The organism is Microbulbifer aggregans (assembly GCF_001750105.1).
Lineage (GTDB): Bacteria > Pseudomonadota > Gammaproteobacteria > Pseudomonadales > Cellvibrionaceae > Microbulbifer > Microbulbifer aggregans.
The window spans coordinates 2,826,464-2,841,168 of the sequence record NZ_CP014143.1; the positions used below are offsets into that span (position 1 = coordinate 2,826,464).

Sequence of the window (14,705 nt, forward strand, 5' to 3'; positions counted from 1 at the left end):
GTGCTACCCAACGGAGCGCAGGTGGTGTTTGAAGTCTTCCACCAGCTTGTTCGTTTCAATTTCCTCACAGCATTGTCCTACCAGGCGTTCCACGCAGTTGTCTTGCAAGGCCTGGCTTGCTGCGGCGGTAGCGTCCGGGATCAGGACCGGGCAGTAACCATAATCGGCCGCAGCCCGTATCGTGGATTCGATACTGGTATTGGTGTGTACTCCACAGCAGTACAGCTGCTGCACATCGAGCTGGACAAGTAATGCATGCAGATTGGTGTTGCCGAATGGTCCCGAACCGGTCTTATTGACGATCAGCTCATCACCGCGGGGCATCACTGAGTCGATGAACTCCGATTCCCTCGATCCCGGCGTGGCCAGTAGTCCTGCACGCTTCTGCCAAAAGGTCCGCTCGCGGCCATCCCTGGTTTTGGTTCGGGTCCTTATATGGAGGACCTCGATGCCCTTGTCGCGAAAAATCGCCTGGAGCTTCTGCACATTAGGCAGGACTTGCTTCTCGAGCCGATCGAAGAAGTAATTTTGCTCCTCAGGGCTGAACGGGCAGCTCTGTCCCTCCGAGAAGATTCCCTCACCACGGACGGCACAAAGGTGCTGCAGATCGATACAGAGCAGGGCGGATTTCATCGCTTTCCTCGTCTGGAGAGAACGTATTGGCGCCGGAAGCTACCATCAGTGTAGCCCCTGTCTGAGCGTTTGGAGGGAGAGAAGGGTTGTCGAGGGGCCTTCTGTGGGCACAAAAAAGGGCGCTCACAGAGCGCCCTGAAAAGGAAACAAATCGACCACTTGGTCTTACATGTTCGGGTAGTTGGGGCCGCCGCCGCCTTCAGGCGCCACCCAGACGATGTTCTGGGTGGGATCCTTGATGTCGCAGGTCTTGCAGTGAACACAATTCTGCGCGTTGATCTGGAACCGCTTGCCACCCGCGTCTTCCACCACCTCATAGACTCCGGCGGGGCAGTAGCGCTGAGCGGGCTCATCGTAGATGGGCAGGTTGTGGTTCAGCGGGATCTCATCATCCTTCAGTGTCAGGTGACAGGGCTGATCCTCTTCGTGGTTGGTGTTGGAGATGAACACCGAGGACAGTTTGTCAAAACTGAGCACGCCGTCGGGCTTCGGATAGTCGATTTTCTTGCAGTCTGCAGCGGGTTTCAGTTGAGCATGGTCCGCCTTGGTATCGCGGAGGGTCCAGGGGAGCTTGCCCTGGAAAATGTTGATATCGATAAAGGCGTAAGCTGAGCCAAGAATATTGCCGAATTTGTGCTGCGCGGGGCCGAAGTTTCGCTGTTTGTGCAGCTCTTTCCAGGCCCAGCTGTTGCGATAGCTGTCGGCAAATCCGCTGAGTTCGTCGTTTGCACGCTCTGCGGCCAGCGCCTCAACCACCGACTCAGCGGCAATCATGCCGGACTTCATCGCGGTGTGGTTGCCCTTGATCTTGGCGAAGTTCAGGGTGCCGGCGTTGTCGCCGATCAGCAGGCCACCCGGAAAGGTCATCTTGGGCTGCGACTGCAGGCCGCCCTTGGTGATAGCGCGGGCGCCGTAGGCCACCCGTTGGCCGCCTTCCAGGTACTGCTTGATGACCGGGTGGTGCTTGTAGCGCTGAAATTCGTCGAACGGGCTCACATGTGGGTTGCTGTAGGCTAGGTCGGTAATCAGGCCGACCACTACCTGGTTGTCCTCCAGGTGATAGAGGAACCCGCCACCGTGGGAACCGCTCTCGTCCAGCGGCCAGCCGGCAGTGTGTACCACGAGGCCTGGCTTGTGGTTCTCGTCACTGACTTTCCAGATTTCCTTGATACCGATGCCGTAGTGCTGCGGGTCCTTGCCTTCATCGAGCTTGAAGTGGGAAATCAGTTGCTTGCCCAGATGTCCGCGGCAACCCTCGGCAAAGAGGGTGTATTTGGCGTGCAGCTCCATACCCGGCATGTAGGAGTCTTTCTCCTCTCCGGTGGCGGAGACGCCCATATCGCCGGTGGCAATGCCCTTAACGGAGCCGTCTTCGTTATAGAGGACCTCTGCGGCGGCAAATCCGGGGAAGATCTCGACCCCCAGGTTCTCTGCCTGCTCGGCAAGCCAGCGAGTGAGATTGCCCAGGCTGATGATGTAATTGCCTTCGTTATGCATGGTGCTGGGCACGAAGGCGTTGGGAATGCGGGTCGCGCTCTCTGCGCTGCGCATTACATAGATGTCATCGCCTCTAACGGCAGTGTTAAGGGGGGCACCGCGATCCTTCCAGTCCGGGAACAACTCATTCAGTGCTGTGGGCTCGAACACTGCGCCAGACAGGATGTGGGCACCGACCTCGGAGCCTTTTTCCACCACGCAAACGGAGATGTCTTCATTCAGCTGGCGAATACGGCAGGCCGCAGCCAGGCCTGCGGGGCCGGCTCCCACGATCACTACATCGTATTCCATTGATTCGCGTTCCACGGCGCTCTCCTCAGCTAGTTTCACGGTATTGTTGCCGGCCTCAAGGCCTTAGGCTTTTATATTGGTCGCGGATTATATCGGTGTTTATTCAACCCTACCAATTGCAGGAGTATCCATTTGCTGTGGCAAATGTGCCATATTTCAACAGGTTAGCGTGACCAGATTTAGCGCTTTGATTCTGGTCAATAGATCTGGTGAATGGGTCGGGCAGGGCGGATAACCCTATTGATTTTGCTTTATAGAAGGCTCAACATACACCGCGTTCAAACAACTGTTTGACTGAACGATCCGATTCGTACGCGATTTGACCTGTCAGTCGCGGCTTTTAAACAGATTACCGAGACGGGATTTCCATGAAAGTTCTTGTAGCTGTGAAACGCGTTGTCGACTACAACGTCAAGGTTCGCCCGAAGGCGGACGGCAGTGATGTCGACACTGCCAACGTAAAAATGTCTATCAACCCCTTCTGCGAAATTGCTGTGGAAGAGGCTGTACGGTTGAAGGAAAAAGGCGTTGTCAGCGAGATTGTCGCCGTTTCCATGGGGCCCAAGCAATGTCAGGAGCAGATCCGTACTGCACTGGCCCTCGGTGCAGACCGCGGCATCCTCGTCGAGACCGATGAAGAACTGCAGCCGCTGGCAGTGGCCAAGTGCCTCAAGGCCATCGTGGAGAAAGAAGAGCCGCAGATGGTCATCATGGGCAAGCAGTCCATTGATGGTGATAACAACCAGACTGGCCAGATGCTGGGCGCACTGACTGGCATGGCCCAGGGTACCTTTGCCTCTGAAGTCGTGGTTGAAGATGGTTCCGTTAAAGTGACCCGCGAGATCGACGGCGGTCTGCAGACTGTAGAGCTGAAGCTGCCGGCTGTGGTAACCACCGACCTGCGCCTGAACGAACCGCGTTACGCTTCCCTGCCGAACATCATGAAGGCGAAAAAGAAGCCTCTCGACACTACCTCCCCGGCGGATCTGGGTGTCGACATCACTCCGCGCACCAAGACCCTGAAGGTTGAGCCGCCGGCCGAGCGCCAGGCGGGCGTGAAGGTCGCCGACGTGGCGGAACTGGTAGAAAAACTGAAGAACGAGGCGAAGGTAATCTGATGAGCATTCTCGTTATTGCAGAACACGACAACGCCGAGCTGAAGGGCGCGACGCTCAACACCATCGCTGCAGCCAAGGCGATTGGCGGTGATATCCATGTACTGGTTGCCGGCGCTGGTTGCGGTGCGGTTGCCGAAGCGGCAGCCAAGGTAGATGGTGTTTCCAAGGTAATCCTGGCAGACAACGCGGCCTATGAGCATCAGCTGGCCGAGAATGTCGCCAAGCTGGTAGCGGACCTGGGCAAGGACTACGGTCATGTCCTGGCTCCGGCGACCACTACCGGCAAGAACATGCTGCCGCGCGCTGCGGCACTGCTCGATGTGCAGCCCATCTCCGACATTATTGCTGTTGAGAGCGCTGATACCTTCAAGCGCCCGATCTATGCCGGTAACGTCATTGCCACCGTACAGAGTTCTGACGCCATCAAAGTGATCTCTGTGCGTTCCACTGCCTTTGACCCTGTAGCGGCAGAAGGCGGCAGCGCCGCGGTTGAGAGCGTGGATATCGTCGATGACGCCAGCATTTCCTCCTTTGTAGGTGAAGAGCTGGCCGAGTCCGATCGTCCGGAGCTGACTGCGGCCAAGGTCGTGATCTCCGGTGGTCGCGGTATGCAGAATGGCGATAACTTCGAAATGCTGTACAAGCTGGCTGACAAGCTGGGCGCAGCAGTTGGCGCTTCGCGTGCTGCGGTAGATGCCGGCTTTGTCCCGAATGACATGCAGGTTGGCCAGACTGGCAAAATCGTTGCGCCGGACCTGTATATCGCTGTGGGCATCTCTGGTGCCATTCAGCACCTGGCTGGCATGAAGGATTCCAAGGTGATCGTGGCCATCAACAAGGACGAGGAAGCGCCGATCTTCTCGGTCGCTGACTACGGCCTGGTTGCCGATTTATTCGATGCAGTCCCGGAACTGGAAACAAAATTGTAATTTTCGCTTAATATACTAACTTGCATCAGAAGGGCGGCATTGGCCGCCCTTTTGCTGCCAGTTAGGTGCGTTAGTAACGGGTACAGTGGGAATCTGTGCCAGAACTGACAGAACGCCAACAATCGATGGATGTGATCAGCGCCGGTGATGGAAGATTGCCTTTCTGGTAGTGAAGAATGAGAATAGGCGTCAAAGATCAATAATTTAGGCCAGTCACGAATTGGTCATTAGGTTTGTTCATGTCGGCACTACAGCGATTCACTTTGGCCCTGCCCTCCACGGGAAATAGAGCCTTTCCGCGCAGTTTGATCGCCTCTGCCGCCGTCGTCGGCGTCTGGCTGTTACTCAATGTTTTGGCATATGGTGCCAGCTTGCTCCCTTCGACGGAAGAGGAGTCTCTTCTCGCTACGCGTCATTCCACCGGCTCCTCCGCCCGGCAGAGCGCTTCGCTTCCCGGTACCCCATTCTTCGGAGTGGCCGCCGTTGAACCCACTGCGGAGCCACGGCTTGATCTCGCCAACATCCCGATTACCCAGCTGAACCTGGTGTTGTCCGGTGTGCTGGATAACAGCGATGAAAACAAGGCCAGCGCCCTGGTTGCCGAGCGTGGCAAGCCGGCCCAGCGCCTGTTTATTGGTGACAGGCTGCCCGGTGGCGCAGAGCTGTATTCGGTTGATACTGATCACATCATCTTGCGTCGCAACGGCAAAATGGAGAAGCTGACTTACCCGGATGAGGACGGCCGTCCCAGTGTCCCCCTGCGTAACTTCACCACCAGTAATCTCGGCAGGCAGGCCGCAGAAGTCAGCGCCGAGAGTGAACAGAACCGTTCGGAAAAACAACAATCAATCCGGGAGCGCCTGGAGCAGCTCCGCAGTCTTGCGCGGGAGCGCAGGGCAGAACGATAAGAAAAATCGACGATCCCGGATCAATCACTTTTTGACAAAGTCCATTTGATAAAGAGCCAGATAAATAATGAAGAGGATGTTTATTCATCGGCTGCTCGCAGTCGCGCTAGGATTGCTATTGTCGACTGCGTCACTGGCTCAACCCCCGGAGCGGGTCACGCTCTCCCTCGATAACGCAGATATCCGCGACCTGATTAACTGGGCGGCGGACTTCACCGGCAAGAACATCATCGTGCACCCCAATGTAAAGGGGAAGGTGACAGTGGTGGCCGGTGACCCAATGACGCATGACGAGGCCTTTGACGTCTTCATGTCCGTGCTGCAGGTGAACGGCTTCAGCCTGGTAGAACAGGGCGGGACCTGGAAGGTGGTCCCTGATGCCCTGGCAAAACAGCAGGCCATCCCCGTCACGGCTGAGGGGGCGCGGGCCCCGGCGGAATCCCTGATGGTGCGGACCATCCGGGTTGAAAACATCTCTGCCTCGCAACTGATTGCCATGTTGCGCCCCCTGATTCCCCAGACCGGCCATCTGGCGGCTTATGCCGACACCAATACGCTGATCATCGCTGACCGTGCGGCGAATATCGAACAGATCGTACGCTTGGTAAAGCAGCTGGACCGTGCCGGTGCGATTGATATCGAGCTGGTGCCGCTGCAGTTCGCTTCCGCCAAGGAAGTGAAACAGGTACTGAGCGAATTGCTTCAGGGCGGCGGCAAACAGGCAGGCACCGATGTGCAGCCATTGCGTATCGCGGTGGACGAGCGTTCCAACGCGGTGCTGCTTACCGGGGACCCGGTGACCCGCACACAATTGAAGAATGTGATCCGCCGCCTGGACCAGCCGCTGGACGGTGAGGGCAACACAGCGGTGGTCTACGTGCAGTACGCCAATGCCGCGGACCTGAAGCCCATCCTCGAGGGCATGAGTGGCAGCATCCAGAAAACCGAGAAGGATCAGCAGGCCGCGGATGTTGAAGTGAGCATCCAGGTCAATGAATCCCTGAACTCGCTTGTTCTCACGGCACCGCCGGCCCTGCTGGAAACCATGAAGGGTGTGATCGCCAAGCTCGACGTGCGGCGGGCCCAGGTGCTGATCGAGGCCATCATCGTTGAAGTGACCGAAGGCGCAGGGAGTGATCTCGGCATCAAATGGATTGCCGGTGCCAACGATGATGTGGTGGCAGGCTTCAACAACGACGCCTCTCCCAACCCCATCGTGGACGGAGACGGGAATGTGCTGTCTGAATTCAATCCCGCTTCACTGAACCCGCTCAACCTGCTTGGCACGGGGCTGAACCTGGGCTATCTCAGCGGCACAGATGTTCGTGCCGTGGTCAATGCGATTGCGACAACCAACAACGCCAACATCCTCTCCACGCCGACCATCATGGCGCTGGACAATGAGGAGGCGGAGATCCTGGTGGGCCAGAACGTGCCCTTCATTACCGGTGAACAGCTGCTTTCAGGCAGTAATAACGACCCGTTCACCACGATTCAGCGCCAGGATATCGGTACCACCCTCAAGGTGGTTCCCCGGGTCAACAACAACAATTCCGTGACGCTGGATATCGAGCAGAAGGTCGAAAACGTCCTGCCGTTCGCCGAAGGGGCGACCGGAGCCTCCGACATCGTGACGAGTAAACGAGAGATCCGCACCCGGGTGTTGATCGATGATGGAGCGATTCTGGTGCTCGGTGGCCTGATCGAAGACCAGGTGAGTGAAACTGCGTCCAAGGTGCCCCTGCTGGGTGACCTGCCGGGTATCGGGCGCTTATTCCGCTCGAGCAGCAAAGATGTCAGCAAGACCAACCTGATGGTCTTCCTGCGTCCGAAGATTCTCAGCACCCAGATTGCAGGCTATGAGGAAACCCGTGAGCGCTATCTGGATCTGCAGGAGAAGCAGTTCCGCATTCGCGACAAGACCAGCGTGATCTGGGATTGGCACCGCGGTGATGTATTGCCGGACCTGCTGCCCCCGACTGGAAATTACGACGAGGGCGACAACGGACCGGTCGAGGTACTTGAGGTAGAAAAATGACCGTAGAAACGGCCTCCGCTGAACCTGCAATCAAGCGTCTTCCCTACGCTTTTGCCAAGCGGCACCGGGTGTTGCTGGTGTCGGGGGAAGGGGAATCGCGGTGTCAGTACGTAGCACCGCTCAATCCCAGTGTGCTGGCTGAAGTCCAGCGACTGTGTGGATTCCCGCTGGATATCGAGGCCGTTCAGGAAGAGACCTTTCAATCAGCCCTGCAGCAAGAGTACGAAAACCGCGAGGGCGGTAACCTCTCGGATGTTGAGGGGCTCGGGGACGATCTGGACCTGGCCGCCGTCGCCGATTCACTGCCGGAAACCGAAGACCTGCTGGAGCAGGAGGATGATGCGCCGATCGTCCGCTTGATCAACGCGATTTTTGCCGAGTCGCTCAAGCAGGGTGCCTCGGACATCCATATCGAGACATTTGAAAAGAGGCTGGTGGTGCGCTTTCGTGTCGACGGCGTGCTGCGCGAAGTTTTGCAGCCCCGCCGGGCGCTGGCACCATTGCTCGTCTCCCGTATCAAGGTGATGGCCAAACTGGATATTGCCGAGAAGCGGGTGCCACAGGATGGCCGGATTTCCCTGTTGATGGGCGGCCGCGAGGTGGACGTGCGGGTTTCGACCATGCCGTCCAGCGCCGGTGAGCGCGTGGTGATGCGCCTGCTGGATAAGCAGGCGGGCAAGATGGACCTGACCAAGCTCGGCATGGCCGGTCGCGATCTGAAAATCATGAACGAGCTGCTCGGACGACCGCACGGCATTCTGCTTGTTACGGGTCCCACCGGTTCCGGTAAGACAACCACCCTCTACGCCGGTCTCGGCAGTATCAACAACCGTGAGAAAAACATTCTCACGGTCGAGGACCCGGTTGAATACAACCTCGAGGGTGTGGGTCAGACTCAGGTCAATACCAAGGCCGATATGACCTTTGCCCGCGGTTTGCGCGCGATCCTGCGTCAGGATCCGGATGTGGTGATGGTCGGTGAGATCCGCGACCTGGAAACCATGCAGATCGCTATTCAGGCATCCCTGACCGGGCACCTGGTCCTTTCAACCCTGCACACCAACACCGCCCTGGGCGCGGTCACACGGTTGGTGGATATGGGTATCGAGCCTTTCCTGCTGTCCTCGAGCCTGATTGGAGTTTTGGCCCAGCGGCTTGTCCGCGTACTGTGCCCCGAGTGCAAGCAGCCCCATGTGATGGATGCCGGCGAGCGGCGCCTGCTGAATGTGCAGGGAGAGGCTGAGGGCATTATTTACCGACCTTCCGGCTGCGAACACTGCAACCACAGTGGTTATGTTGGTCGGGTGGGCATCTATGAGCTGGTGCCGGTTAACGAGACCATGCGACAGCTGATTCACGACCGGGCCTCTGAGAGCGCACTGGTACTTGAGGCGCGCAAAGTAGCCCCCAGTATTCGTGACGATGGTATAGCCAAGGTGCTGGCCGGTATCACTTCCCTGGAGGAAGTGCTGCGTGTCACCCAGGAGTCCTGACTGTGGCCGCTTTTGAGTACATCGCGCTCACCGATTCCGGACGCAAAAACCGCGGTACGCTTGAGGCGGATAGCGCCAAGGCTGCCCGCCAGCAGCTGCGAGCCCGCGGCCTGGTCCCCCTGGAGGTGGGGCCTTCGACGGAGTCCTCCACCACTGGCGGTGCCTCGCTCCTGTCCGGCAGCCCTGGCCTCAGTGTGAAGAACCTGGCGCTGCTGACGCGCCAGATTGCCACGTTGCTGCGAGCCGGGATCCCGTTGGAGGAGACCCTGAGCGCGATTGCCAACCAGACCCGCAATGCAAAGATCCGCCGCATTGTACTGGCCGTTCGCGGCAAGATTCTCGAAGGGCACAGCTTTGCCCAGGCGCTCGGTAACTTTCCGCGCGCTTTCCCCAAACTCTATCGGGCAACCGTGGAAGCCGGTGAGCATTCCGGCCACCTCGATGACGTTCTCGAGCGCCTGAGCGAGTATGTGGAAAACCAGCAGAAATTCCGCCAGAAAGTTCAGTTGGCACTGATCTATCCGCTGGTTCTGGTGTTTGTCTGCGTGCTGGTAGTGACTGGTTTGATGGTTTACGTAGTGCCGGATGTGATTGAAGTATTCACCGGCACCGGGCAGGTGTTGCCATTGCCCACACGCATTCTGGTATCGATCAGTGATTTCATTGCCGCCTGGGGCTGGCTGGTACCGCCGGCACTGATCGCCCTGGGTATCGGCATTGCAATGATGCTGCGACAACCCGCCGTCCGTTACCGTTTCCACCACCGACTATTGGAGTTGCCAGTCATCGGCTGGCTTGTTCGCGGTGCACAGAGTGCGCGCTATGTCGGCACACTGGCAATCCTCACCGGCAGCAGCGTACCACTGGTCCAGGCCATGGGGATCGCAAGTGGCGTGATGAGCAATGAGTTCCTGAAGGGGCGCCTGCAGAGTGCACAGAAGTTTGTGCGTGAGGGGGGCAGCCTGCGCAAAGCGCTGGAAGATGTCGAATATTTCCCGCCCATGATGATTTATATGATCGCCAGTGGTGAGTCGTCCGGCTCACTGGACGAGATGCTCGGGCGGGCAGCGGAGTCTCAGGAGCAGGATCTGCAGGGCGCTGTAACGGCGTTCGTGAGCCTTTTTGAGCCGGCGATGTTGCTGCTGATGGCAGCCATTGTCCTCTTTATCGTGATGGCGATCATGATGCCGATCATGAGTATGAATCAGATGGTCGTCTAACCGGGCGCGCCCGATTGGACGGCCAAATCAGCGCGCAGAAGCGCAAAGAAGAGAACCGTGACAGAGAGTGATGTTATGAAAAATCTGCGAAAAAGCGGCGGCTTTACACTGATCGAGATTATGGTCGTGATCGTGATTCTCGGGGTGCTCGGTGCCCTGGTGGTGCCCAATATCATGGGGCGTACCGGTGAGGCGCGCATGAAGGCGGCGGTAGCAGATTTGCGCGCCATCGAGACTGCATTGGACATGTACCGGATGGATAACTTTGTCTATCCGAGTTCCGAACAGGGGCTCCAGGCACTGGTCACCAAGCCCAGTGGTTTTCCCGAGGCCAAGAACTGGACCCAGCCCTATCTGAAGCGTGAAGCGAAGGATCCGTGGGGCAATGAATATCAGTACGTCAGCCCGGGCAGCGAGGGCCCTTACGACCTGTTCAGCCTCGGTGCCGATGGCAAGCCCGGTGGCGAGGGTGAGGCTGCTGATCTGTTTGCCTCTGAGCTCTGATCGCTAGAAGGCCGCTTGCCATGAAAGCGTTGCCGGGCCGCCATCGCGGCTTCACCCTGATCGAATTGTTGGTAGTGATCGTTATCATTGCCGTGCTCGCTGGCATGGCGGTGGTTTCACTCGGTGGCGCCGGTGGCAGGGCCTGGAGTGCAGAGGTGCAACGCCTGGCCAACCTGTTGCAGTTGGTGGCCGACCGGGCTTTGATCGACAAGGCGCATTACGGTGTGGTGTTCGAGCCGGACAGTTACAGCGTTGTGCGTTTCGATCCCATTACCATGACCTGGGAATCCCTTGGCGAAGCGGCACAGGGCACTGCTGCGGCTCGTTTCGCGTCACACCAACTCCCCGACAATATCCGTCTCGAGGTGCTGTCCGAGGCGGAAATGCCTGTTACTGCTCCTGCGGAGTTCGCTGCCGACCGCCGCAATGATGAAAAACCTATTCCCCAGTTTGTGTCCCTGTCCAGCGGCGAAGTGCTCCCGGCGGAGCTGGCTGTCCTCCTGTTGGAGGGAGGCCGCGTGCAGCGTGAAGCCCGGATGAATTACAGCAGTCTCAACGGGCTGGAATTGCAGTGGGGCGCCAACGATGAGTAAGCAGCGCGGTTTTACGCTGATCGAAGTGCTGGTGGCGCTGACCATCTTTGGCGTGATCGCCGCAAGCGTGCTCAGGACCATGCAGGAGAGCGTGCGTACGCAGGCTTTTCTGGAAGAGCGGCTGGCTGCCAACTGGGTGGCACAGCAGGTATTGGCAGAAATTCGACTGCAGTCCCCCTGGCCGCCACTGGGAAGAAAGTCTGAGCGGATTATTCAGGGGCAAAGCGAGTGGGTGGTGACGGCCAATGTTGAAGACACCAAAGAGCCGCGCCTTCGTCAGATCAGCATCGAAGTGATGCGACCGGATGCAGAGAATCCCACCCTGACACTGGACGCCTGGGCGGCACAGGAGCCAAAGCAATGAGGCGCCAACATGGCTTTACGCTGATCGAGATGATGGTGGTGCTGACCATCGTCTCTGTGATCAGCATGGGGTCGTATGCCCTCATTGACACCCTGAATGGCACCGATCGCATGCTCACGGAGCGAGCGGAACAGATGCGCCGCTTCTCCATGGCCATGTATCGTATGGAGGATGACCTCCGCCAGCTAACGGCCAGGCCGGTGAAGAATGCCTACAGCGGCTACGAGCCAGCCCTGCGGGGCGATGTAGACGAGCTGGAGTTTACCCGTCTGGGGGCGGCGAACCTTACCGGTGAGCCCCGCGGGGAACTGCTGCGTCTGAGTTACAGCCTGGGTTTCGCGGAGGAGGAGACCACTCTCGAGGAGGCGGGCGCCTTGCTGTTGCGCAGTCGCTGGCGTGTCCTGGACCGGGCGCCGGATACCGAGCCGGTCCCCGAGCCGCTGTTGCTCGGCGTCGAGACGCTGGGCTTCCGGTATTACGACCCCGACACCAAGGTCTGGTTGGCGGAGTGGCCACCGGTGGATAGTCGCAGTCTGGGGAGCACGCTCGAAACCCGGCTTCCGGCCGCGATTGAACTGACGTTGCAGACCAGCGCCGGGGAAATCCGTCGCGTGTTCCCCCTGAACCGCTATGAAATGCTGGGCTCTACAGGTTCGGATGAAGATGGTGAGGCGGGCGCGCCTGAGGGGGCTGACGGTGAGCCAGGAGAGGAAAACCCGGGAGAGCAGGGTGGTACTGAGACGGAGGCCGGGCAGTGATGGGTTTACGTCCTTCGTCCAGCCTCGGTCGCCAACGGGGTGTGGCCCTGATTACCGTACTGCTGGTGCTGGTGATTGCCGTTGCGGCCCTGACACACACGATTACCCGTAACCGCATAGCAGTAACCCGAACCGGAGCGCTGCTCGCCAATACCCAGCTGGCCGAGTTTGTAGGCGGCGCAGAGGCATGGGCGCGGATTGCCCTGGAGCGGGATTTCGAGCAGGACAAAGAGGAGCCGAATTCGGCTGACACGGCTGAGGAGGCCTGGGCGGTACCAGCGCTTTCCTTCAATCCGGATAACGGAAAAATGCGCATTAATATCAAGGAGTTACACTCCTGCTTTAATGTGAATAATTTGACCGATGCAGGTCAGGAGTCTGAGCAAAAGCAGTTTTTCGATCGGCTGGTGCGCAACCTGACTGGTAAAGCCGATCTTGCGCGGGCGATTGAGGATTGGGTCGACAGTGGCGATACCCCGCTGGCTCCGGGCACCGAAGATGACGGCTACCTGGGTCGGGAGGTGGCGCACCGGACTCCGGACGCGCCGATTACCGATATTTCCGAGCTGGCGGCGGTCGTGGGAATGGAGCCGGAAGACTGGCAGGCGCTGCGTCCCTATCTGTGCGCGCTGCCCGAAACAGGGACTGCCATCAACGTCAATTTCGCTCCCCCAGAGATTCTTGCGGCCATTGAGCCCCAGGCTCGGGTGACGGAACTGGAAAGCTTCCGCGAGGCTGATGGTGTTTTCACAGAACGGGAGCAGCTCGAAGCGTACGGTCTCAACAGTGCGCCCGGGCTCGTTTTTCATAGTCGCTATTTTCTGGCCCGGATAGCGGTGCAGCTGGGGGATCAGGGGGATCATCAGCAATACTGGGAGTCGCTCCTGCAGCTGGATGAGCGCCGTGGGCTGGTGCGCGTAGTACAGCGCCAGCGCCGCCCTTTTGCGGTAGCACAGATGGGTGAATTATTGGGTGAGGCAGTTTCTGAGGTCTCCCAAAAAACCAATTAAATCATATGGTTATGACTAAAACATCAAGCCCTGCTAAAGGGCGTTCAAACACCGCCGGTGAGACCCGGCTACTGCGTCTTGCGGAGATGCCCGGCGAATCGAGTGTCGGGCTGTCTCAGTGGTCGGACGGTAGCTGGCGCCAATGTGCTTTGCCTGAATCTCTGCGTACGGCATTTCATCTGCCTGAGACTGGCGCACAAAATGATGAGCTGTTACCACCGAGTATTGCGGAGGGGGATAAAGTACTCCTGCTGCTTCCGGGGCATTGGGTCTGGAGTGGTACCGAGCAGATACCCAAAGCTGCCCGGCGTCAGCCCCAGGCTGTTGGCTATATGGTGGAAGAGCGTCTCGCGGGGGATGTTGAAGACCTGCATTTTCTCTGTCAGCCGCGAAGCGGTGAACTGTGTACCGTTTATGCCGTGGATCGCGAGAGAATGGCTGCTGTATCTGCGGCGCTCAGCGGATTGGGCTGGTCGGTGCTGGCGGTCATTCCGGAATACCAGCTCCTCGATAGTGGTGAGGAAGGTGACATTCTCTGGCTTGATGGTGAGCACGCTCACCTGTGGCAGGGACAGGGGCATGGCATATCGCTTCGCCGCCAATACCTCAAGCCAGTGCTCGAAAGCCTGGCCTTGAGTAGCAACGACGGTTCCTCCGAGCCGGACGGTGGTGTTGTCAGCCCAACTCTCAAAGTGCTGGGTAAAGTCGACGAGCTGTTCGAAGCCGAGCTGCGGATCCTCTTTGGTGATCGGCTCGAATTCCACAGGGAGCAGCCCGAAGCGCAGCTCGTAGCTGCTGCCAAAGCAGCGCAGTTGGCCAATCTGCTGTGCGGTGAGTTCAAGCCGGCGGAACCGACCTCCGAGCGGCACTGGTGGGCATTGCCCGCAAAGGTGGCTGCGGCATGTTTTGTACTCCAGCTACTGCTATTTGTGGGGGCAGGGACCTACAGCAATTGGCGTGCTGCTGCCATCGAGAAAGAGGCTCAGGCGCTGTTTTCCGAGCTGTTTCCCAACGACACCCCGCGTGCAGACATCAGGCGCCAGGTGGAGGGTTACCTCCGACAGTCCTCAGCTGGCGGCGGTACCTTTGCGAACATGCTCCAGCACCTGAGCCAGGTCTGGGCGCAGAGTCGCAGCCAGGGGTTGCGACTGCAGTCGCTGCGCTTTGATGGCACCCGCGGTGACATGGTGTTGCAGCTGCAGGCCAAGAACCTCTCCGATCTGGACACCGTTGTTGGCCAGCTCTCTGCTGGCCCGGTCCGTGCGGAACTGCTTGCAGCAAACGAGCTGGAAGATGGCGTTTCTGGTCGAATCCGTCTCCGCTAAGGGCGTGAGATCCGCTGAAATTAA

General features: G+C 58.6%; 14 protein-coding genes. 12 read left to right on the top strand and 2 right to left on the bottom strand.

The genetic code is table 11. The features are described 5' to 3' along the window. Positions 1-3 precede the first annotated feature (3 nt). Positions 4-633: a cysteine hydrolase family protein gene (locus AUP74_RS12295; protein ID WP_069947825.1), complete on the bottom strand. Its 630-nt coding sequence runs from the start codon at positions 631-633 to the stop codon at positions 4-6. 165 nt (positions 634-798) lie between these two features. Further along, complete coding sequence (locus AUP74_RS12300) at positions 799-2,421, bottom strand: electron transfer flavoprotein-ubiquinone oxidoreductase (protein WP_226999943.1); 1,623 nt, start codon at positions 2,419-2,421, stop codon at positions 799-801. 368 nt (positions 2,422-2,789) lie between these two features. Here AUP74_RS12300 and AUP74_RS12305 point away from each other — a divergent pair, with 368 nt between their 5' ends. The 12 genes from AUP74_RS12305 to gspL all read left to right on the top strand — a co-directional run bounded on the left by AUP74_RS12305 (position 2,790) and on the right by gspL (position 14,681). Continuing rightward, the gene (locus tag AUP74_RS12305; RefSeq protein ID WP_069947827.1) at positions 2,790-3,539 is read left to right on the top strand and encodes an electron transfer flavoprotein subunit beta/FixA family protein; all 750 of its coding nucleotides are present in this window, start codon (positions 2,790-2,792) and stop codon (positions 3,537-3,539) included. After that, complete coding sequence (locus tag AUP74_RS12310; protein ID WP_069947828.1) at positions 3,539-4,468, top strand: electron transfer flavoprotein subunit alpha/FixB family protein; 930 nt, start codon at positions 3,539-3,541, stop codon at positions 4,466-4,468. Before AUP74_RS12305 ends, AUP74_RS12310 begins: the two co-directional genes overlap by 1 nt. A gap of 239 nt (positions 4,469-4,707) precedes the next feature. Next, the gene (locus tag AUP74_RS12315) at positions 4,708-5,376 is read left to right on the top strand and encodes a type II secretion system protein N (RefSeq protein ID WP_069947829.1); all 669 of its coding nucleotides are present in this window, start codon (positions 4,708-4,710) and stop codon (positions 5,374-5,376) included. A gap of 67 nt (positions 5,377-5,443) precedes the next feature. Further along, positions 5,444-7,414 (top strand): type II secretion system secretin GspD, encoded by a 1,971-nt coding sequence (gene gspD / locus AUP74_RS12320; RefSeq protein WP_083260967.1) that lies wholly within the window; start codon positions 5,444-5,446, stop codon positions 7,412-7,414. Continuing rightward, a complete protein-coding gene (gene gspE / locus AUP74_RS12325; RefSeq protein WP_069947830.1) occupies positions 7,411-8,907 on the top strand; it encodes a type II secretion system ATPase GspE in 1,497 nt (498 codons plus the stop codon). The genes gspD and gspE overlap by 4 nt, the downstream gene beginning before the upstream one ends. A 2-nt stretch (positions 8,908-8,909) precedes the next feature. After that, entirely contained in the window at positions 8,910-10,127 is a 1,218-nt protein-coding gene (gspF, locus tag AUP74_RS12330) for a type II secretion system inner membrane protein GspF (RefSeq protein WP_069947831.1), read from the top strand. Between the two features lie 75 nt (positions 10,128-10,202). Beyond that, positions 10,203-10,631, top strand: a complete 429-nt coding sequence (gene gspG, locus AUP74_RS12335; RefSeq protein ID WP_069947832.1) for a type II secretion system major pseudopilin GspG — start codon at positions 10,203-10,205, stop codon at positions 10,629-10,631. Between the two features lie 20 nt (positions 10,632-10,651). Further along, positions 10,652-11,224, top strand: a complete 573-nt coding sequence (locus tag AUP74_RS12340; RefSeq protein ID WP_069947833.1) for a type II secretion system protein — start codon at positions 10,652-10,654, stop codon at positions 11,222-11,224. Further along, the gene (gene gspI, locus AUP74_RS12345) at positions 11,217-11,588 is read left to right on the top strand and encodes a type II secretion system minor pseudopilin GspI (RefSeq protein WP_069947834.1); all 372 of its coding nucleotides are present in this window, start codon (positions 11,217-11,219) and stop codon (positions 11,586-11,588) included. Before AUP74_RS12340 ends, gspI begins: the two co-directional genes overlap by 8 nt. Continuing rightward, on the top strand, positions 11,585-12,346 hold the full coding sequence (gene gspJ / locus AUP74_RS12350) for a type II secretion system minor pseudopilin GspJ (protein WP_069947835.1): 762 nt from the start codon (positions 11,585-11,587) through the stop codon (positions 12,344-12,346). Before gspI ends, gspJ begins: the two co-directional genes overlap by 4 nt. Continuing rightward, on the top strand, positions 12,346-13,356 hold the full coding sequence (gene gspK, locus AUP74_RS12355) for a type II secretion system minor pseudopilin GspK (RefSeq protein ID WP_069947836.1): 1,011 nt from the start codon (positions 12,346-12,348) through the stop codon (positions 13,354-13,356). The genes gspJ and gspK overlap by 1 nt, the downstream gene beginning before the upstream one ends. Positions 13,357-13,367: 11 nt before the next feature. After that, a complete protein-coding gene (gene gspL / locus AUP74_RS12360; protein WP_158514570.1) occupies positions 13,368-14,681 on the top strand; it encodes a type II secretion system protein GspL in 1,314 nt (437 codons plus the stop codon). Positions 14,682-14,705: the final 24 nt, after the last annotated feature.